This is a genomic window from Paenirhodobacter populi, assembly GCF_004022215.1.
GTDB lineage: Bacteria > Pseudomonadota > Alphaproteobacteria > Rhodobacterales > Rhodobacteraceae > Rhodobacter > Rhodobacter populi.
In genome coordinates, this window is sequence record NZ_SAUZ01000014.1 from 1 (window position 1) to 19,765 (window position 19,765).

Here is a 19,765-nt window from a genome sequence, read left to right on the forward strand (position 1 = left end):
GTAGGCCTTGAATTCGCCGAAATACTTCGTGATCGCAGCCGTCAGCGTCGTCTTGCCGTGGTCAACGTGGCCGATCGTGCCGATGTTGACGTGCGGTTTCGTCCGTTCAAACTTTGCCTTTGCCATTATGGCCTCCTGGTGTTCCTGAAACGTGCCGGGCGGCGCCGGGTTGCCCCGGCGCCGTCACGATCACGCGTATTTCTTCTGGATCTCGTCCGAGATGTTCTGCGGCACGGCTTCGTAGTGATCAAAGATCATGGTGAAGACCGCACGGCCCGAGGACATCGAACGCAGGTTGTTGATATAGCCGAACATGTTCGCGAGCGGCACGAAGGCGTTGATCACGTTCGCGTTGCCGCGCGTGTCCTGCCCCTGCACCATGCCCCGGCGCGAGGTCAGGTCGCCGATGATGCCGCCGGTGTATTCCTCCGGGGTCACCACTTCGACCTTCATGATCGGTTCGAGCAGCTTCGCGCCGGCCTTCTTCAGGCCTTCACGCATCGCCGCACGGGTCGCGATTTCGAACGCCAGCACCGAGGAGTCGACGTCGTGGAACGCACCGTCAACCAGCGCGACCTTGAAGTCGATCACCGGGAAGCCCGCCAGCGGACCGGAGTCCATGACCGACTTGATGCCCTTTTCGACACCCGGGATGTATTCCTTCGGAACCGCGCCACCGACGATCTTCGATTCGAACGAATAGCCTTCGCCCGGCTCGGTCGGCGTGATGATCAGCTTGATCCGGGCGAACTGGCCCGTGCCGCCGGTCTGCTTCTTGTGCGTGTAGTCGATTTCGGCTTCGCGCGAGATCGTTTCGCGATAGGCCACCTGCGGAGCACCGATATTCGCCTCGACCTTGAACTCGCGACGCATACGGTCGACGAGGATGTCGAGGTGAAGTTCGCCCATGCCCTTCATGATGGTCTGACCGGATTCGAAGTTGGTCTCGACGCGGAAGGACGGGTCTTCGGCCGCCAGACGCGCCAGCGCGAGGCCCATCTTTTCCTGGTCGGCCTTCGACTTCGGTTCCACGGCGATCTCGATCACCGGCTCCGGGAAGGTCATGGTTTCCAGAACCACCGGCTTCGAGGCGTCGCAGAGCGTGTCGCCCGTGGTGGTTTCCTTCAGACCCGCCAGCGCGATGATGTCGCCCGCGAAGGCTTCTTCGATTTCCTCGCGGTTGATGGCGTGCATCATCATCATGCGGCCGATGCGCTCTTTCTTGCCCTTGGTCGCGTTGAGGATCGAATCGCCCTTCTTCAGCTGGCCCGAGTAGACACGGGTGAAGGTCAGCGAACCGACGAAGGGGTCGTTCATGATCTTGAACGCGAGGGCCGAGAAGGGCTCGGTATCCGACGGATGCCGCTCGATGTTGCGGGTTTCCGTTTCGTCGCCCGGAGCGAAGCCGACATAGGCCGGCACGTCGAGCGGGCTCGGCAGATAGTCGATGACCGAGTTCAGGACCGGCTGCACGCCCTTGTTCTTGAACGCCGAACCGGCGGTGACCGGAACGAAGGCCATGGACAGGGTGCCCTTGCGGATCAGCTTGCGCAGTTCCGCGGCTTCCGGCTCGGTGCCTTCGAGATAGGCTTCCATCGCCGCGTCGTCCTGCTCGACCGCAAGTTCGACCAGCTTGGAACGCCATTCGTCGGCTTCGGCCTTCAGGCTGTCACGGATCTCGCGGATTTCCCACGAGGCGCCCAGATCTTCGCCCTGATAGACCCATTCCTTCATCGTCACGAGGTCGATGATGCCTTCCAGCTGATCCTCGGCGCCGATCGGCAGGGCGATCGGGGCGGGGGTCGCGCCGGTGCGGTCCTTGATCATCTGGACGCATTTGAAGAAATCGGCACCGATCTTGTCCATCTTGTTGACGAACACGATGCGCGGAACCTTGTAGCGGTCCGCCTGACGCCAGACGGTTTCCGTCTGCGGTTCGACACCGGCGTTGGCGTCGAGCAGGCAGACAGCACCATCGAGCACCGCCAGCGAACGTTCGACTTCGATGGTGAAGTCGACGTGGCCGGGGGTGTCGATGATGTTGAAGCGGTATTTGGGACCCTCATGGGTACCGTCTTCGGTGCGCTGCCACATGGTGGTGGTCGCAGCCGAGGTGATGGTGATCCCGCGCTCCTGTTCCTGTTCCATCCAGTCCATCGTCGCGGCGCCGTCGTGGACTTCGCCGATCTTGTGGGACTTCCCGGTGTAGTACAGGATCCGCTCCGTCGTGGTGGTCTTGCCCGCGTCGATGTGGGCCATGATCCCGAAGTTGCGGTAGAGATCGAGGGGATATTCGCGTGCCATGAGGGCTTCCTCTCTTACCAGCGGTAGTGGCTGAACGCCTTGTTCGCGTCGGCCATCTTGTGGGTGTCTTCGCGCTTCTTGACGGCCGAACCACGTGCGTTCATCGCGTCGAGCAGTTCACCCGCCAGACGTTCTTCCATCGTGTGTTCGTTGCGGTTCTTCGCAGCGTTGATCAGCCAGCGGATCGCCAGGGCTTCGCGGCGCGTCGGACGCACTTCGACCGGGACCTGGTAGGTGGCACCACCAACCCGGCGCGAACGGACTTCGACGGCCGGTTTGACGTTGTCGAGCGCTTCGTGGAACACTTCCACCGGCTCGCGCTTCGCCTTGGCCTCGATGCGGTCAAGAGCGTTGTAGACGATACGTTCGGCGACAGATTTCTTGCCGTCGATCATCAGGTTGTTCATGAACTTGGTCAGAACCCGGTCACCATACTTGGCGTCGGGCAGGACTTCGCGCTTCTCAGCGGCGTGACGACGAGACATGTTCTACACTCCTCACTTCGGCCGCTTCGCGCCGTATTTCGAACGGCGTTGACGACGGTCCTTGACGCCCTGGGTATCCAGCACACCGCGCAGGATGTGGTAACGGACACCCGGAAGGTCCTTCACACGGCCGCCGCGGATCAGAACAACCGAGTGTTCCTGCAGGTTGTGCTTTTCGCCCGGGATGTAGGAGATGACCTCGAAGCCGTTCGTCAGGCGCACCTTGGCGACCTTACGCATAGCCGAGTTCGGTTTCTTCGGCGTCGTGGTGTAGACGCGCGTGCAGACGCCGCGTTTTTGCGGGCACTGCTGAAGGTGCTGCGACTTGGATCGCACCACCTTGGGCTGCCGCGGCTTGCGGATCAGCTGCTGGATGGTAGGCATTCGGTTCCCCGTTTTGCTCTGTCAATACTCGCATCAGGACCCGGTTGCCCACGTTCCGATGCGCCACTTCTCGACGACATTCCATGCGGATCATGAAACGCCAAATTGCACCGCCTGCCCGAGGGCCGACGAATGCGCCGAAATCCCAGAGGATCTGGGCTTTCGGCCCGGACCGTACCAGAAATGTCCGCGACGGGCAGACTGCACCCGTCATCAGGTGTCGGGGCTATAGGCGGAGTCGGGGGGCTTGTCAACTGCGCCCCTCTCCCCCGCGCCGCCACGGCCGTTGGCCCGAGAACAGCGCATAGAGCGCCCATGCCGCCGTCAGGGTCAGCAGCGCCCCGAACACCGCGTCCGAGGCGAAATGCCGCCCCGCCGAAATCCGCTGCAGGGTGACGAAAACCGGGATCAGCACCGCGACGACGCGGATATAGCTGCGCTGCCAGCCTTCGAGCCCGCGCCACATCGTGGACGCCAGCCACAACGTGACCGAGAGCGCCACGGCCGAGGATACCTCGCCCGAGACGAAGGAACAGTTGCGCTGGCACTGGTCGGTGATCTCGCCCGCGCGGGTAAAGAGGCTGTCGCCGCCGAACTCGACGATATTCGCAGGACGCGCCCGGCCGGAATAGGCCTTGAGCACGCCATTCGCCATCAGCACCGGGGCGATCAGGAACACCGACCAGATATAGGCCCAGGCCCGCGCCGGCATCCCCAGAACCGGCCTGCGCCGCGCCAGAGACCGCAGACAGGCCACCAGCGCGATCACGAAAACCACGATCTCGATGTCCCACAGCAGGTTGCGCAGGAGATCCCACAGCTCGCGGTTACCCAGCGGAAAGCCGGTTCCGCTCCGCCAGAACGCCGCGCTGATCCACAGGTCGATCGAGGGCACGCCCACGAACAGCGCCACCGATGCGATCCACGCCGCCAGCAGCCAGCGCCCCGTCCGCTCGAAATCAAGGCCGGGCAGCAAGGCACCCTCCGTCCACCACATAGGGGATGATCTGCCGGTCGGACCAGACGCCCGAGGTGGCAAGGATCCCGGCGGGCGGTATCGCCCCCGCGCCGCAATCCAGAGGCTCGCGGCGGAGCACCAGAATGCGGCCGTCGAACCCCTCGGGCAGCGGGAAGGTCTGTTCGTAATAGTTGCGCGGGCGTCCCTCGTTCCGCGGAGCATAGATCGTCACACCGGAATCGCGCCCGGTGTAGAACAGATCGGCCAGAATATCGCGGTCGTCGGCATAGACCGGCACGCCGTCGGCCTGTGCCAACGCGAGGATGCGGGTGCTCAGCTCCTCCCGTCCCAGATAGCGGTTCAGGAGCGGCTTGCCGTTCACCACCGGCCAAGGCGCCAGCACCGTCAGCACAGGGATCGTCACCGTGACGATCAGGTTGAACGCGAGCGCCAGCCACCGCCCCCACCGCGGCAACACCAGCACCGCCAGCACCGTCCCGGCGAAGTAGGCGGCCACCGCCCAGTTGGCATAGGCCTTGCCAAGGGCCGCCTGCACCGTCACCGCGATCAGTGGCGGCACCGACAGCAGCGCCAGCGCCCGGGCATCCGCGCCCTTGCGGAAATAGCCCACCAGCAGCGCGACCATCGCCACCGGGCCGAAGACGCCGAACTGGCTGCCGAAAAATTCCGCCATCCGGCCGAAATTCAGCCCCGCGCCGCCGCGCACCCAGCCCACATTGTCCATCGTATGTTCAACGGTGGCCAGCTTGTGCGTCAGGTTCCACACCACATTGGGCGAGATGACGACCGCGAAGGCCAGCACCATCAGCGCCGCATTGCCCCATCCGATCCGCCGCCCGGGCACGGCGATCATCGCCAGCCCCGCCCCGATCAGGAAATAGATCGCCGCATATTTCGCCATGAAGGCCGCGCCGATCGCCGCCCCGGCGGCAAGGGCAAAGACCGGTCGACGATCCTCGCCGCAGCGCCAGAAGAACAGGAGGGCGAGCGCGAAGAACGGCGCCATGATCGTGTCGGTCGAGATCATCACCGTGCCGACGCCGACGAAAGGCAGCGTCACATAGAGCGCCGCCGTCCAGATCGCCGCCGAACGCCCCGCGATCCGCGCCGCCAGCGCCGCAAGGATCAGCGCGGTCGCCGCATGGAACAGCGTCCCCGGCATCCGCACCCAGAACGGCGCATCCGACGCCAGCCGGGTCACCAGACCGATCACCCAGCCGATCAGCGGCGGCTTGGAATAATAGCCGAAATCGAGCCGCTGCCCCCAGAGCCAGTATTGCGTCTCGTCGACGAACAGATCCGTCCGGTCGAACGCCAGCATCACCAGCCGGAAGACGGTGACCGCCAGCACGACGAGCAGCGCTGGCCTCAGCCAGCCGGTGTCACTTGCGTCGTTTCGCATGGATCAGCCAAAGGTTACGCATGTAGATGATCACCCCAAGCCCCTGCCCAAGGATAAAGACCGGATCGGCGCGATAGATCGCATAGCTCAGCAGCATCACCCCGCCCGCGAGCGAGAAATACCAGAAGGCCACCGGCATCACCGAATCCCGCGCCCGTTCCGAGGCGATCCATTGCACCAGAAACCGCGCGGTGAACATCAGTTGCGCCGCCAGCCCGAAAAGGACCCACATCAGCTCGCCCGCCGAGTTGACGTGGAGAACGCGCTCAAGCCATTCGGTCATTTCGTCACCTCGGTCGGGCGGGATTTCTTGCGCCGCCGGATCAGCCACGCAACGCCCATCAGGTCGCTGATGCTGACAAGCCCGCGTTGCAGGTTGGAATAATGCGACCGGCCGCCGCCCCGCGCCCGGTGGCTGACATCGACATGCGCCACCTGCCAGCCGTCGCGCGCGAACAGCGCCGGCAGATAGCGGTGCATATGGTCGAAATAGGGAAGCGCCAGAAACGGTTCGCGCCGGAACGCCTTCAGCCCGCAGCCGGTATCGCGGGTGCCGTCATGCAACACGCGCGCCCGTATCCAGTTGGCGAATTTCGAGGCGAGCTTCTTCGACAGCGTGTCCTGCCGCCCGACCCGCTGCCCCGCGACCAGAGCCACCGCCTCGGATCCCGGCGCGAACAGCGGCGCCACCAGCTTCGGCAGTTCCTCGGGCGGGTTCTGCCCGTCGCCATCGAGCGTCGCGCAGATCGGCGACCGCGCCGCCTGCACCCCCGAATGGACCGCCGCCGACTGCCCGCCGGACCGGTCGTTGCGCAGCACCCGCAGCCGCGGTGCCCGCGCAAGCCGCGCCTTGAGGATCGCCTCCATCCCGTCGTCCGAGGCGTCATCGACCACGATCACCTCGTAATTGAACGACGGCGCAAGCGCCGCGTCGATGCCGTCGAGCAAGGCTTCTATGTTCTCCGCCTCGTTCTTGGCAGGGATCACGATGGAAAGATCGGTCATCAGGAAAGGCCCTTTCGCCCGGGGTCGCGAGCGGCCTTCTCTTACCCGCTGTCCGGTTCAATGTAAACGCGGCTGTCCGGGTTCCACAGGAACGTCATCCGGCTGACATAACCCCCCGGAAGAGCAGGGTTCAAAGCCCCCGCCGCGGACCGGAAAGACGGTGTTTCCGGCCCTGAGACGCATATGAAAAAGCCCCGCGCGATCGCTCGCACGGGGCCGATGTCAGGGAATCCGCAGGGATCAGAGATGGCTTTCCGGCGTATCGACCGGGCCCTGATCCACATCCGTCTCGATCGGCGCGGCAAGCGCAGCGGCAGCGGCGGCCTCGGCGCGACGCGCCTCGATCACCACGTTGTCGCGGTCGCTTGCGATCTTGCGCACGCGGGTGGTCGCGCCACCCGTGCCCGCCGGGATCAGACGGCCGACGATGACGTTTTCCTTCAGCCCGACAAGCTTGTCGCGCTTGCCCTGGGTCGAGGCTTCGGTCAGCACGCGGGTCGTTTCCTGGAACGAGGCCGCCGAGATGAAGGAACGGGTCTGGAGCGAGGCCTTGGTGATACCGAGCAGGACGGGTTCCCCCTGCGCCGGACGACCACCGCGGTTCTCGACCTTCTTGTTCTCTTCCTCGAACTCCTGCTTGTCGACGTTCTCGCCCTTCAGCAGCGTCGTATCGCCCGAGTCGGTGATCTCGATCTTCTGCAGCATCTGGCGAACGATCACCTCGATGTGCTTGTCGTTGATCTTCACACCTTGCAGCCGGTAGACGTCCTGCACCTCGTTGATGAGGTATTCGGCCAGAGCCTCGATCCCCATGATGCGCAGGATGTCGTGCGGCGCCGGGTTGCCGTCCATGATGTAGTCACCCTTCTGCACGAAGTCACCTTCCTGCACCGGGATGTGCTTGCCTTTCGGCACCATGTACTCGACGGGATCCAGCCCCTCTTGCGTCGGCTCGATCGAGATGCGGCGCTTGTTCTTGTAGTCCTTGCCGAAGTGCACGTAGCCGTCGACTTCCGCGATGATCGCGTGGTCTTTCGGGCGACGGGCCTCGAAGAGTTCGGCCACACGCGGCAGACCGCCGGTGATGTCCTTCGTCTTCGCACCTTCGCGCGGAATACGGGCAACCGTTTCGCCGGCCTTCACGTCCTGCCCGTCCTCGATCGACAGAATCGCGTCGACCGACATCGGATAGGTGATCGGGTGGCCCGCATCGTTGCGCATGGGTTCGCCATCCGCCCCGACGAGGATCAGTTCCGGCTTCAGATCGCTGCCCTTCGGCGCCGAACGCCAGTCGGTCACGATCTTCTGGGTCATGCCCGTGGCCTCGTCGGTCTCTTCGCGCACCGAGATGCCCGAGACGAGGTCGACGAACTTCATGTGACCGGCCTTTTCCGCGATGATCGGCAGGGTATAGGGGTCCCATTCGAACAGCTTGGTGCCGCGCTTGACCGTGTCGCCTTCGTTCACATGCAGCTTCGAGCCGTAGGTGAGCTTGTAGGCCACCCGCTCGACGCCGTGATCGTCCACGATGGCGATCTGCATCGAACGACCCATCACGATCTGGTCGCCGTTGTCGGCTACCAGCAGCGAGGGGTTGCGGAACTCGATCTTGCCCTCTTGCGAGGCTTCCTGGAACGACTGCGAGCCGCCCTGTGCGATGCCGCCGATGTGGAAGGTCCGCATCGTCAGCTGCGTGCCGGGTTCACCGATCGACTGGGCGGCGATGATGCCGACCGCTTCGCCGATATTCACCAGCGTGCCGCGCGCAAGGTCACGACCGTAGCAGAGCGCGCAGACGCCCTCTTCGGCCTCGCAGGTCAGCGCCGAACGGATCCGGATCGACTGCACGGCGGCCTGTTCGATCAGGTCGGCCTTGCGTTCGTCGATCAGTTCGTTCTTGCGCACGATCACGTCGTCGGTGCCCGGAACCAGCACGTCCTCGGCCGCGACACGTCCCAGAACCCGCTCGGACAGCGGCGCGACCACCTCACCGTCATTGACCGCCGCGGTCGCGGTGATCGAATGTTCGGTGCCGCAGTCGTGCGAACGCACGATGCAGTCCTGCGCCACGTCGACCAGACGACGGGTCAGGTACCCCGAGTTAGCGGTCTTCAGCGCGGTATCGGCCAGACCCTTGCGGGCGCCGTGGGTCGAGTTGAAGTATTCAAGAACGGTCAGACCTTCCTTGAAGTTCGAGATGATCGGCGTCTCGATGATCTCGCCCGAGGGCTTGGCCATCAGACCGCGCATCCCGCCCAACTGCTTCATCTGCGCAGGCGAACCACGAGCCCCCGAGTGGGACATCATGTAGACCGAGTTCGGTTCCATCTCGGCCCCCGCGTCATCGACGCGAACGGCGGAGATTTCCTTCATCATCTCGGCCGCGACGGCATCCGAGCACTTCGACCAGGCATCGACAACCTTGTTGTACTTTTCGCCCTGGGTAATCAGGCCGTCCATGTACTGCTGTTCGAATTCCTTCACCTGATCGCGGGTCTTGTTCACGATGTCCCACTTGGTATGCGGAACCACCATGTCGTCCTTGCCGAAGGACACGCCGGCCTTGAACGCCTCGCGGAAGCCCATGCCCATGATCTGGTCGCAGAAGATCACCGATTCCTTCTGGCCGCAGTAGCGGTAGACGGTGTCGATGACGTTCTGGACGTCCTTCTTGCGCAGCAGGCGGTTCACCAGATCGAAGGGCGCCTTGGCGTTCAGCGGCAGAAGCGCGCCAAGCCGCAGACGGCCGGGCGTGGTTTCAAAGCGCTTGTAGACCTCGTTGCCTTCTTCATCGATCTGCTTCACGCGCGACACGATTTTCGAGTGCAGATGCACCACGCCGTTATACAGCGCGTGTTCCACTTCCTCGTTCGAGGCGAAGATCATGCCTTCGCCCGGCATGCCTTCACGTTCCATCGTCGTGTAGTAGAGGCCCAGAATCATGTCCTGCGACGGAACGATGATCGGCGAGCCGTTGGCGGGCGACAGGACGTTGTTCGTCGACATCATCAGGACGCGCGCTTCCAGCTGCGCTTCCAGCGACAGCGGAACGTGAACGGCCATCTGGTCGCCGTCGAAGTCGGCGTTGAAGGCCGAGCAGACCAGCGGGTGAAGCTGGATCGCCTTGCCCTCGATCAGCGTCGGCTCGAACGCCTGGAAGCCCAGACGGTGCAGCGTCGGCGCCCGGTTCAGGAACACCGGATGTTCGCGGATCACCTCGTCGAGGATGTCCCAGACCTCGGGACGTTCCTTTTCGACAAGCTTCTTCGCCTGCTTCACGGTGCTGGACAGGCCCTTGGCCTCAAGCCGCGAATAGATGAACGGCTTGAACAGTTCGAGCGCCATCTTCTTCGGCAGGCCGCACTGGTGCAGCTTCAGCTCCGGCCCGGTCACGATGACCGAACGGCCCGAGAAGTCGACGCGCTTGCCGAGCAGGTTCTGACGGAACCGGCCCTGCTTGCCCTTGAGCATGTCGGACAGTGACTTCAGCGGGCGCTTGTTGGTGCCCGTGATGACGCGGCCGCGACGGCCGTTGTCGAACAGCGCATCGACCGACTCCTGCAGCATCCGCTTTTCGTTGCGGACGATGATGTCGGGGGCGCGCAGCTCGATCAGCCGCTTCAGACGGTTGTTCCGGTTGATGACCCGGCGATACAGGTCGTTCAGGTCCGAGGTCGCGAACCGGCCACCGTCGAGCGGCACCAGCGGGCGCAGCTCCGGCGGGATGACCGGCAGCACGGTCAGGATCATCCATTCCGGACGGTTGCCCGATTCCAGGAACGATTCCACGATCTTCAGCCGCTTGATGATCTTCTTCGGCTTCAGTTCGCCCGTGGCTTCCTTCAGCTCCTCGCGGAGCTGTTCGGCCGTGGCTTCAAGGTCGATCGCCGACAGCATTTCGCGGATCGCCTCGGCGCCGATATTGGCGGTGAAGGCGTCCGAACCATACTGGTCCTGCGCGTCGAGATATTCATCCTCGGTCAGCAGCTGGCCATAGGTCAGGTCGGTCAGACCCGGCTCGATCACGACGTAGTTTTCAAAGTAGAGGATGCGTTCCAGATCGCGCAGCGTCATGTCCAGCATCAGGCCGATGCGCGAGGGCAGCGACTTGAGGAACCAGATATGCGCGACGGGCGAGGCCAGCTCGATATGGCCCATCCGTTCGCGGCGCACCTTTTGCAAGGTGACTTCCACGCCGCACTTTTCGCAGACGACGCCGCGATACTTCATGCGCTTGTATTTGCCGCACAGGCATTCGTAGTCCTTGATCGGCCCGAAGATGCGCGCGCAGAACAGGCCATCACGCTCCGGCTTGAAGGTCCGGTAGTTGATGGTCTCGGGTTTCTTGATCTCCCCATACGACCACGACAGGATGCGCTCAGGGCTCGCAAGCGAGATCTTGATCTCGTCGAACTGCTTGGGCTGCGCCAGCGGGTTGAAGGGGTTCTGGGTCAGTTCCTGGTTCATCAGCTAATTCCTTGAATGAGGAGGGAAAGGGGGATGAGCGCCGCGGCGCTCACTCCTCATCCTCCGAGTCCAGGAGTTCCATGTTGAGGCCGAGGCCCCGGACCTCTTTGACGAGAACGTTGAACGATTCCGGCACGCCGGCCTCGAAGTTGTCCTCGCCCTTGACGATGCTTTCGTAGACCTTGGTCCGGCCCGCGACGTCGTCCGACTTCACCGTCAGCATTTCCTGAAGGGTATAGGCGGCACCATAGGCTTCCAGAGCCCAGACCTCCATTTCCCCCAGACGCTGACCGCCGAACTGCGCCTTGCCGCCCAGAGGCTGCTGCGTGACGAGCGAGTAAGGCCCGGTCGAGCGCGCGTGCATCTTGTCGTCGACAAGGTGGTGCAGCTTCAGGAAGTACTTGACGCCGACGGTGACCTTGCGGGCGAACTTCTCGCCGGTGCGGCCATCGTAGACATCCGACTGGCCCGAGGTGTCGAACCCGGCGCGGGTCAGCGCGTCGTTGATGTCGGCTTCCTTCGCCCCGTCGAAGACCGGAGTGGCGATCGGAACCCCGCGGCGGACGTTCTCGGCACATTCGAGGAAGTGATCCTCGTCCATGTCCGAGAAGGCATCCTCGTAGGTCTCGTCGCCATAGGCATAGCGCATGGCTTCCTGGACCCCCGCGAGTTCATGCGTCTGGCGATAGGCCTTCAGCGCCTCGTCGATCTTCAGCCCCAGACCGCGCGCGGCCCAGCCCATGTGGGTTTCGAGGATCTGACCGACGTTCATCCGCGACGGCACGCCGAGCGGGTTCAGCACCAGATCGACGGGCGTGCCATCCGCAAGGAACGGCATGTCCTCCATCGGGCAGATCCGCGACACGACGCCCTTGTTGCCGTGACGGCCGGCCATCTTGTCGCCCGCCTGCACCTTGCGCTTCTGGGCGACGAAGACCTTGACCATCTTCATCACGCCCGGAGGCAGGTCGTCGCCGGCGCGGACCTTTTCCACCTTGTCCTCGAACCGCAGGTCGAGCGCGCGCTTCTGCGCGTCGAACTGGTCGTTCAGGGCCTCGACTTCCTTGGCATCGCCCTCGTTTTCCAGCGCGAGCTGCCACCACTGGCCGCGCGACAGCGAGGCCAGCAGATCCTCGGTGATTTCCGAACCGGCCTTGATGCCCTTCGGACCCTTCACCGCGGTCTTGCCAAGGATGATCTGCTTCAGACGCGCGTAGAAGTTGCGTTCGAGGATCGCCAGCTCGTCGTCCCGGTCACGGGCCAGACGTTCGACTTCCTCACGCTCGATCTGCAGCGCGCGTTCGTCCTTTTCGACACCGTGCCGGTTGAACACCCGCACCTCGACGATCGTGCCATAGGCTCCCGGCGGCAGGCGCAGCGAGGTATCGCGCACGTCCGACGCCTTTTCGCCGAAGATGGCGCGCAGAAGCTTTTCTTCCGGCGTCATCGGGCTTTCGCCCTTCGGAGTGATCTTGCCCACGAGGATGTCGCCCGGCCCCACTTCGGCGCCGATATAGACGATCCCGGCTTCGTCGAGGTTGCGCAGGGCTTCCTCGCCGACGTTCGGGATGTCGCGGGTGATCTCTTCCGGGCCGAGCTTGGTGTCACGGGCCGCGACTTCGTATTCCTCGATGTGGATCGAGGTGAACACGTCATCGTGGTGGATCCGCTCGGACACGAGGATCGAGTCTTCGTAGTTGTAGCCGTTCCACGGCATGAACGCGACGACCACGTTCCGGCCAAGCCCCAGTTCGCCCAGTTCGGTCGAGGGACCATCGGCGACGACCTGCCCCTTGGTCACCTGCTCGCCGACCTTCACGATCGGACGCTGGTTGATCGTCGAGGACTGGTTCGAGCGCTTGAACTTGCGCAGACGGTAGATATCCACGCCCGCGTCGCCCATGCCCAGATCTTCGGTCGCGCGGATAACGATACGCTGCGCGTCGACCTGGTCGACGATGCCGCCGCGCTTCGCCATGATCGCGGCGCCCGAGTCGCGCGCCACGATCGCTTCCATGCCGGTGCCGACGAAGGGCGCCTCGGCGCGGATCAGCGGAACCGCCTGACGCTGCATGTTCGCCCCCATCAGGGCGCGGTTGGCGTCGTCGTTTTCAAGGAAGGGGATCAGCGCCGCGCCGACCGAAACGAGCTGCTTCGGCGACACGTCGATCAGGTCCACCGCCTCGACCGGGTTCAGCATGAACTCGCCCGACTGACGGGTCGAGATCAGGTCGCTGGTGAAGCGCCCCTCGCTGTCCAGATCGGCGTTGGCCTGCGCGATCGTGTGACGCATTTCCTCGGTCGCCGACATGTAGACCACATCGTCGGTCACATGACCGTCCACCACCTTGCGGTAGGGGGTCTCGATGAAGCCATACTTGTTCACCCGCGCGAAAGTGGCGAGCGAGTTGATCAGACCGATGTTCTGGCCTTCCGGCGTTTCGATCGGGCACATCCGGCCATAGTGGGTCGGGTGAACGTCGCGGACCTCGAAGCCCGCGCGTTCGCGCGTCAGACCGCCCGGCCCGAGCGCCGAGAGACGCCGCTTGTGCGTGACCTCGGACAGCGGGTTGGTCTGGTCCATGAACTGCGAAAGCTGCGACGAGCCAAAGAACTCGCGCACCGCCGCCGCCGCCGGTTTGGCGTTGATCAGGTCCTGCGGCATCACCGTGTCGATCTCGACCGAGGACATGCGTTCCTTGATCGCGCGCTCCATGCGGAGCAGCCCGACGCGATACTGGTTTTCCATCAGCTCGCCGACCGAGCGCACCCGGCGGTTGCCGAGGTGGTCGATGTCGTCGATCTCGCCGCGGCCATCGCGCAGTTCCACCAGCCCCTTGATGCAGGCAATGATGTCTTCCTTGCGCAGCGTGCGTTGGGTGTCGGGCGCGTCCAGATCCAGACGCATGTTCATCTTCACCCGGCCCACGGCCGACAGGTCATACCGCTCGCTGTCGAAGAACAGCGTGTCGAACATGTTCGAGGCGGCTTCCACGGTCGGCGGCTCGCCCGGACGCATGACGCGATAGATGTCCATCAGCGCCGTTTCGCGGTTCCAGTTCTTGTCCGCCGCCATCGTGTTGCGGATGTAGGGGCCGACGGTGACGTTGTCGATGTCCAGCACCGGAATCTCGGTGATGCCGTTGTCGATCAGCGTCTTGATCGAGCCGCCGACAAGCTGGCCTTCCTTGTCGTATTCGGCGGTCAGCTCATCGCCCGCTTCGATATAGATGAAGCCGGTCTGTTCGTTGATGATGTCCTTGGCGCAATAACGGCCGAGGATATGCTCGAACGGCACCAGCAGATCGCTGATCGAGGCGTCGTCGCTCCACTTCTTCACCATCCGCGGCGTGGCCTTTTCGCCGGCCGACAGGATCACTTCGCCGGTGGCGGCGTCGATCAGGTCATAGGTCGGACGGGTGCCGCGCACACGTTCGGGGAAGAACTTGGTGATCCAGCCGCGCTTGCCCTCGGCGCGGAAGACGACCGTGTTGTAATAGGCATCCATGATGCCTTCCTGATCCAGCCCGAGCGCATAGAGGAGCGTCGTCACCGGGAGTTTCCGGCGACGGTCGATCCGCGCGAAGACGAGATCCTTGGCGTCGAATTCGAAATCGAGCCACGAGCCGCGATAGGGAATGATGCGGCAGGCGAACAGCAGCTTGCCCGAGGAATGGGTCTTGCCGCGGTCATGGTCGAAGAACACGCCCGGGGAGCGGTGCATCTGGCTCACGATGACGCGCTCGGTCCCGTTCACGATGAACGTGCCGTTCGAGGTCATGAGCGGCATGTCCCCCATGAACACGTCCTGCTCCTTGATGTCCTTCACCGAACGCGCGCCGGTGTTTTCGTCGACATCGAACACGATCAGGCGCAGCGTCACCTTCAGCGGCGCGGCATAGGTCAGGTCGCGCTGCATGCATTCTTCGACGTCGAACTTCGGCTTTTCCAGCTCGTATTTGACGAATTCGAGAAGGGCGTTGTCGTTGAAGTCCTTGATCGGGAAGACGGACTGGAACACGCCCTGGATGCCTTCGCCATCCAGCGGCTTGTCTGCGTCGCCCGAACGCAGGAACAGATCGTAGGAGGCTTTCTGAACCTCGATGAGGTTCGGCATTTCCAGGACTTCGCGGATTTTACCGTAATAGCGGCGGATACGCTTCTGACCAACGTAAGCTTGAGCCATGCTCGTCGTGACCTTTCGTCTCTTCGCGGGTGCGCATCGTCGGGGCCCGGTGCGCGCCGCAGGCGAATGAAGGGGGGTGCGGTTCCATACCTGCCCCCCGTCCCACCGGAAGGCTCCCGAACCGCGTCGCCGCCTTGGAGAAGGCTCTGGGGCGAAAGCCCTCTCCGAGACAGCTAAAGCCGGGCCCGGGAAACCCGGACCCAGCTCTTTTCAGTGAAGAGGATGCGGACGCATCCTGCCCGATTACTTGAGCTCGACCTTGGCGCCAGCAGCTTCAAGCTTCGTCTTGATCTCTTCGGCTTCGGCCTTCGCCGCGCCTTCCTTGACCTTGCCGCCAGCTTCGACCAGATCCTTGGCTTCTTTCAGGCCAAGACCGGTGATCGCGCGAACTTCCTTGATCACGTTGATCTTGTTCGCACCGGCTTCGACGAGAACGACGTCGAATTCGGTCTTTTCTTCAGCGGCTTCGGCAGCAGCAGCCGGGCCGGCAACCATGACGGCGCCACCGGCAGCCGGCTCGATGCCGTATTCGTCCTTCAGGATCGTCTTCAGTTCTTGGGCTTCAAGCAGCGTCAGGTTGACGATTTGCTCAGCAAGGGCTTTAAGATCGGCCATTTTTCCGTTCCATTCCGATATAGGGTTTTTCCAACGTCGCGTTCAGTGCGACGCCGGCAATTGATTGCTTCAGGCGGCTTCCCGCTCCTCAAGAGTCTTGAGGATACCCGCGATGTTGGAAGCAGGCGCGCCGATGGCGCCGGCGATGTTCGAGGCGGGCGCACCGATGCAGCCGACGATCGAAGCGATAAGCTCCTCACGCGACGGCATCTGGGCGACGACCTTGACACCGGCCGGATCCAGAGCCGTGTCACCCATCGCCCCGCCGAGGATCACGAACTTGTCGTTCGCCTTGGCATAGGCATCCGCGACCTTGGCAGCAGCCACCGGGTCTTCGGAATAGGTGAGAACGGTCATACCCGTCAGAAGTTGGCCCATGCTTGCGCAGGGTTTGCCTTCCAGGGCGATCTTGGCGAGCGTGTTCTTGGCAACGCGCACAGAACCCCCGACTTCGCGCATTTTCGCGCGGAGGTCCTGCATCTGAGCAACCGTCATGCCGGCGTAGTGGGCAACCACCACGACGCCAGAGCTTTCGAAGATCTGGCCGAGTTCCTCGACCACTTTCTCTTTCTGGGCTCTATCCACGGTTACACTCCAAGTTTGGGGGTTTCCCCCCGGCTCTCATTTTCCCTGGGCGAATGCCCGGGGTCGGGTCCGATGAAGGTCCCGAGAAGATCGCCCGAGGCGAACCCCGGATTATTCTCAGTTCCCATCTCAGGCAGGAAATTAAGCCCCGAAAGGCACCCACCGTCTCGGACGACGCGCGCGCACCCCCGAATCGGAGATGACACACGAGCGGCTCATATAGGCTTTGTTTACGGGCTTGCCAAGTCCAAACCTGTCGGGGCGTCAATGCCCGCCCGACAGTTTCATCAGCACGATCCCCGAAACGATCAGCCCCGCGGCCAGCAGACGCAGGGGCGAAACCGCCTCGCCCAGCACCACGATCCCGACGACGAAGGCGCCCGCCGCGCCGATCCCCGTCCAGATCGAATAGGCCGTGCCGAGCGGCAGCGACCGCATCGCGAAGGCCAGCAGGCCAAAGCTCGCGCCCATGCCGGCAAGCGTGATGACGGAGGGAATCAGCAGCGTGAAGCCCTCCGACCGCTTCATGAAATAGGCCCAGAGGATTTCGAGGATGCCGGCGGCCACCAGACAGATCCATGCCATGACGTCAATCCATTGCAAGCCGGGTCGTCCCGGATTGTCGCCAGAATGGAGAGGCCGTCCTCCGCGCCCTATCTGGGGTCGCCCGCCGCCCGCCGCAAGACCTCCCTGCCTTCATCTTTCCTCAAATATCCCGGGGTGAATTGGCCAAGGGCCAAGAGGGGCAGCGCCCCTTCCGCCCCCGCCACCCGCGCCGCGATGCGGTCCTGAACCGCCCCCGCCCGTCTCAGGACCCCCAACGCAAAAGGGCGCGCCATCGGCGCGCCCTTCGCATTCATGCGATCGTCGATCAGTTCGCCGTCGTCGTCAGGTCGAGCGTGACGCCCGGACCCATCGTCGAGGACAGCGAGACCTTCTTCACATAGGTGCCCTTGGCGCCGGTCGGCTTCGCCTTCGACACTGCCTCGACGAAGGCGCGGACGTTCTGCGCCAGCGCTTCCTCGGTGAACGAGACCTTGCCGATGCCGCCGTGGATCACGCCGGCCTTTTCGACCTTGAACTGCACTTCACCGCCCTTCGCGGCCTTGACCGCGTTGGCGACATCCATGGTCACCGTGCCGACCTTCGGGTTCGGCATCAGGTTGCGCGGCCCGAGGATCTTGCCCAGACGGCCGACCAGCGGCATCATGTCCGGCGTCGCGATGCAGCGATCGAACTCGATCTTGCCCGACTGGATGGTTTCCATCAGGTCTTCCGCACCGACGATATCCGCACCGGCTTCCTTGGCTTCGTCAGCCTTGGCGCCACGCGCGAACACGGCGACGCGGACGGTCTTGCCCGTGCCGTTCGGCAGCTGCACCACGCCGCGGACCATCTGGTCGGCGTAACGCGGGTCGACCCCGAGGTTCATGGCGATTTCCAGCGTCTCGTCGAACTTGGCCGAGGCGGAGGTCTTGATCAGCTTGACAGCCTCTTCAACCGAGAGGTTGGTCTTGCCGTCGAAAGCGGCGCGCGCGGCGACCGTGCGTTTACCCAGCTTTGCCATGACTTACCCCTTCACCTCGATACCGGCCGACTTGGCCGAACCCAGAATGATCTGCATCGCGGCTTCGATGTCGTTCGCGTTCAGATCCTTCATCTTGGCTTCGGCGATCTCGCGGATCTGCGCCACGGTCACCGTCCCGGCGGTTTCGTGGCCCGGCTTGACCGACCCTTTCGGACGGTTGCGCTTGCCGACCGGCTTCAGACCGGCGGCCTTCTTCAGCATGAAGGAGGCGGGCGAGGTCTTCGTCTCGAAGGTGAACGACTTGTCGGCGTAATAGGTGATCACGACCGGAGTGGGCGTGCCCTGCTCCAGCTCCTGCGTGCGCGCGTTGAACGCCTTGCAGAATTCCATGATGTTGATCCCGCGCTGACCGAGCGCCGGGCCGACGGGCGGGGAGGGATTGGCTTGCCCCGCCTTGATTTGCAGCTTGAGCTGCCCGATTACTTTCTTGGCCATCTGGCCTTCTCCTTATCACTGCCGCCCGGATGCGGGCGAAGTTTAGCGGTCCGGCCCCGGTTTCCCGGGCACCTCCCGCGGCTCCTCACGTCAGGCGACTTTCGACACCTGGGTGAATTCCAGCTCGACCGGCGTCGGACGGCCGAAGATCGACACGGTGACCTTCAGGCGGCCCGCGGCCTCGTCGACCTCCTCGACCATGCCCGAGAAGCCCTCGAACGGGCCGTCGGTCACGCTCACATTCTCGCCGACCTCGTAACGGATCAGGTTGCGCGGGGCCGCGGCCTCGCCCGTTTCCGTGGTCCGGTTCAGCATCTGGTTCACTTCCGCGTCGCGCATCGGCGTCGGACGCCCCTGCGGGCCGAGGAACCCGGTGACCCGGTTGGTGGAGGTGATCAGGTGATACCCACGGTCGGTCATTTCCATCCGCACGAGCACATAGCCCGGCATGAAACGGCGCTCCGAGGTAACCTTCTTGCCACGCCGGATCTCGATCACTTCCTCGGTCGGGACCAGAACCTCCTCGATTTCATCCTCGAGGCCCTTCTCGTGCACGGACTGCCTGATCTGCTCGGCCACCTTCTTCTCGAAGTTCGAGAGAACGCTCACCGAATACCAACGCTTCGCCATGTCCTAGCCTCTTCCGTCCGGCCCGAGTGCCGAAGAATTTCAAGATTGCGCAAAGCAAACGACACCGTCACGCGAATCGACGCACGTGCCTTGCGAAAAAGTTTCGTCCCCTTAGCCTTCGCGGCCTGCCAATGCAAGCCCGCCGATGCAGGCTTCGGGGCCTCAGCCGATCAGCACGCCCACGCCCATGCGGATGATCCAGTCGACGATCGAGAAGAAGATCGCCGCCAGAGTCGCCATGACGAAGACCATCGCCGTGGTCAGCAGCACCTCGCGCCGCGTCGGCCAGGTGATCTTGCCGACTTCGGAGCGCACCTGCTGCAGGAACTGAACGGGGTTCGTCATCCTCTGATCCTCTTTCCCGAGATTGGCCCCAGATACGCGGTGCCCCGCCGCGTTTCAAGCACCAAAGGCCGTTTTCCGCACCGGCCCGGCACCGGATAGGCCCCTGCAAAGGCGATTTTCGCGCGGGGCCGGAGGCGGACACCCCCCGGCGGACGCGCAGGATGCGCGAAAACGGCTTTAGGCCCTTGACGCCCCACGGCGCATCGCATAGTGAGCCGCCAGCGTGGCTAGGTAGCTCAGCAGGTTAGAGCACGTGACTCATAATCACGGGGTCGGGGGTTCGAGTCCCCCCCTCGCCACCAATTCTCCTCAATGACTTAAGAGTAGTTTTTGAAGACGGGCTTTCACCCGCTTA

The 19,765-nt window shown here is 63.5% G+C and carries 17 protein-coding genes and 1 tRNA gene; 1 reads left to right on the forward strand and 17 read right to left on the reverse strand.

What is annotated here, in order from left to right; genetic code table 11:
- The 17 genes from D2T30_RS12460 to secE all read right to left on the reverse strand — a co-directional run.
- Positions 1 to 126: GTP-binding protein (locus D2T30_RS12460; protein ID WP_231555447.1), on the reverse strand; the 126-nt coding region annotated here is incomplete at its 3' end.
- A gap of 63 nt (positions 127 to 189) precedes the next feature.
- Positions 190 to 2,304, reverse strand: a complete 2,115-nt coding sequence (fusA, locus tag D2T30_RS12465; protein WP_128180657.1) for an elongation factor G — start codon at positions 2,302 to 2,304, stop codon at positions 190 to 192.
- Positions 2,305 to 2,318: 14 nt separating this feature from the next.
- A complete protein-coding gene (rpsG, locus tag D2T30_RS12470) occupies positions 2,319 to 2,789 on the reverse strand; it encodes a 30S ribosomal protein S7 (RefSeq protein WP_128180655.1) in 471 nt (156 codons plus the stop codon).
- A gap of 12 nt (positions 2,790 to 2,801) precedes the next feature.
- A complete protein-coding gene (gene rpsL, locus D2T30_RS12475) occupies positions 2,802 to 3,173 on the reverse strand; it encodes a 30S ribosomal protein S12 (protein ID WP_128180653.1) in 372 nt (123 codons plus the stop codon).
- Positions 3,174 to 3,423: 250 nt separating this feature from the next.
- Positions 3,424 to 4,149, reverse strand: coding sequence for a phosphatase PAP2 family protein (locus D2T30_RS12480; RefSeq protein WP_128209137.1), 726 nt, complete (start codon positions 4,147 to 4,149; stop codon positions 3,424 to 3,426).
- Complete coding sequence (locus D2T30_RS12485; RefSeq protein WP_128209138.1) at positions 4,133 to 5,554, reverse strand: ArnT family glycosyltransferase; 1,422 nt, start codon at positions 5,552 to 5,554, stop codon at positions 4,133 to 4,135. Before D2T30_RS12485 ends, D2T30_RS12480 begins: the two co-directional genes overlap by 17 nt.
- Entirely contained in the window at positions 5,535 to 5,837 is a 303-nt protein-coding gene (locus D2T30_RS12490; protein WP_128180647.1) for a lipid-A-disaccharide synthase N-terminal domain-containing protein, read from the reverse strand. The genes D2T30_RS12485 and D2T30_RS12490 overlap by 20 nt, the downstream gene beginning before the upstream one ends.
- Entirely contained in the window at positions 5,834 to 6,559 is a 726-nt protein-coding gene (locus tag D2T30_RS12495; RefSeq protein WP_128209139.1) for a glycosyltransferase family 2 protein, read from the reverse strand. The genes D2T30_RS12490 and D2T30_RS12495 overlap by 4 nt, the downstream gene beginning before the upstream one ends.
- Before the next feature lie 240 nt (positions 6,560 to 6,799).
- Positions 6,800 to 11,026, reverse strand: coding sequence for a DNA-directed RNA polymerase subunit beta' (gene rpoC, locus D2T30_RS12500; protein WP_128209140.1), 4,227 nt, complete (start codon positions 11,024 to 11,026; stop codon positions 6,800 to 6,802).
- 49 nt (positions 11,027 to 11,075) lie between these two features.
- Positions 11,076 to 15,212: a DNA-directed RNA polymerase subunit beta gene (rpoB, locus tag D2T30_RS12505; protein ID WP_128180641.1), complete on the reverse strand. Its 4,137-nt coding sequence runs from the start codon at positions 15,210 to 15,212 to the stop codon at positions 11,076 to 11,078.
- A gap of 243 nt (positions 15,213 to 15,455) precedes the next feature.
- Entirely contained in the window at positions 15,456 to 15,827 is a 372-nt protein-coding gene (rplL, locus tag D2T30_RS12510; RefSeq protein WP_128180639.1) for a 50S ribosomal protein L7/L12, read from the reverse strand.
- Between the two features lie 69 nt (positions 15,828 to 15,896).
- The gene (rplJ, locus tag D2T30_RS12515; protein WP_128180637.1) at positions 15,897 to 16,412 is read right to left on the reverse strand and encodes a 50S ribosomal protein L10; all 516 of its coding nucleotides are present in this window, start codon (positions 16,410 to 16,412) and stop codon (positions 15,897 to 15,899) included.
- Between the two features lie 264 nt (positions 16,413 to 16,676).
- The gene (locus tag D2T30_RS12520; protein ID WP_128180635.1) at positions 16,677 to 16,997 is read right to left on the reverse strand and encodes a DMT family transporter; all 321 of its coding nucleotides are present in this window, start codon (positions 16,995 to 16,997) and stop codon (positions 16,677 to 16,679) included.
- A gap of 286 nt (positions 16,998 to 17,283) precedes the next feature.
- Positions 17,284 to 17,979, reverse strand: a complete 696-nt coding sequence (gene rplA, locus D2T30_RS12525) for a 50S ribosomal protein L1 (RefSeq protein WP_128180633.1) — start codon at positions 17,977 to 17,979, stop codon at positions 17,284 to 17,286.
- Between the two features lie 3 nt (positions 17,980 to 17,982).
- Entirely contained in the window at positions 17,983 to 18,435 is a 453-nt protein-coding gene (gene rplK / locus D2T30_RS12530; RefSeq protein ID WP_128180631.1) for a 50S ribosomal protein L11, read from the reverse strand.
- Between the two features lie 90 nt (positions 18,436 to 18,525).
- Positions 18,526 to 19,065 (reverse strand): transcription termination/antitermination protein NusG, encoded by a 540-nt coding sequence (gene nusG / locus D2T30_RS12535; RefSeq protein WP_128180629.1) that lies wholly within the window; start codon positions 19,063 to 19,065, stop codon positions 18,526 to 18,528.
- Positions 19,066 to 19,227: 162 nt separating this feature from the next.
- Positions 19,228 to 19,410, reverse strand: a complete 183-nt coding sequence (gene secE, locus D2T30_RS12540) for a preprotein translocase subunit SecE (RefSeq protein WP_128209141.1) — start codon at positions 19,408 to 19,410, stop codon at positions 19,228 to 19,230.
- Positions 19,411 to 19,635: 225 nt separating this feature from the next.
- Here secE and D2T30_RS12545 point away from each other — a divergent pair.
- Positions 19,636 to 19,712, forward strand: a tRNA-Met gene (locus D2T30_RS12545).
- The last annotated feature ends 53 nt before the right edge of the window (positions 19,713 to 19,765 follow it).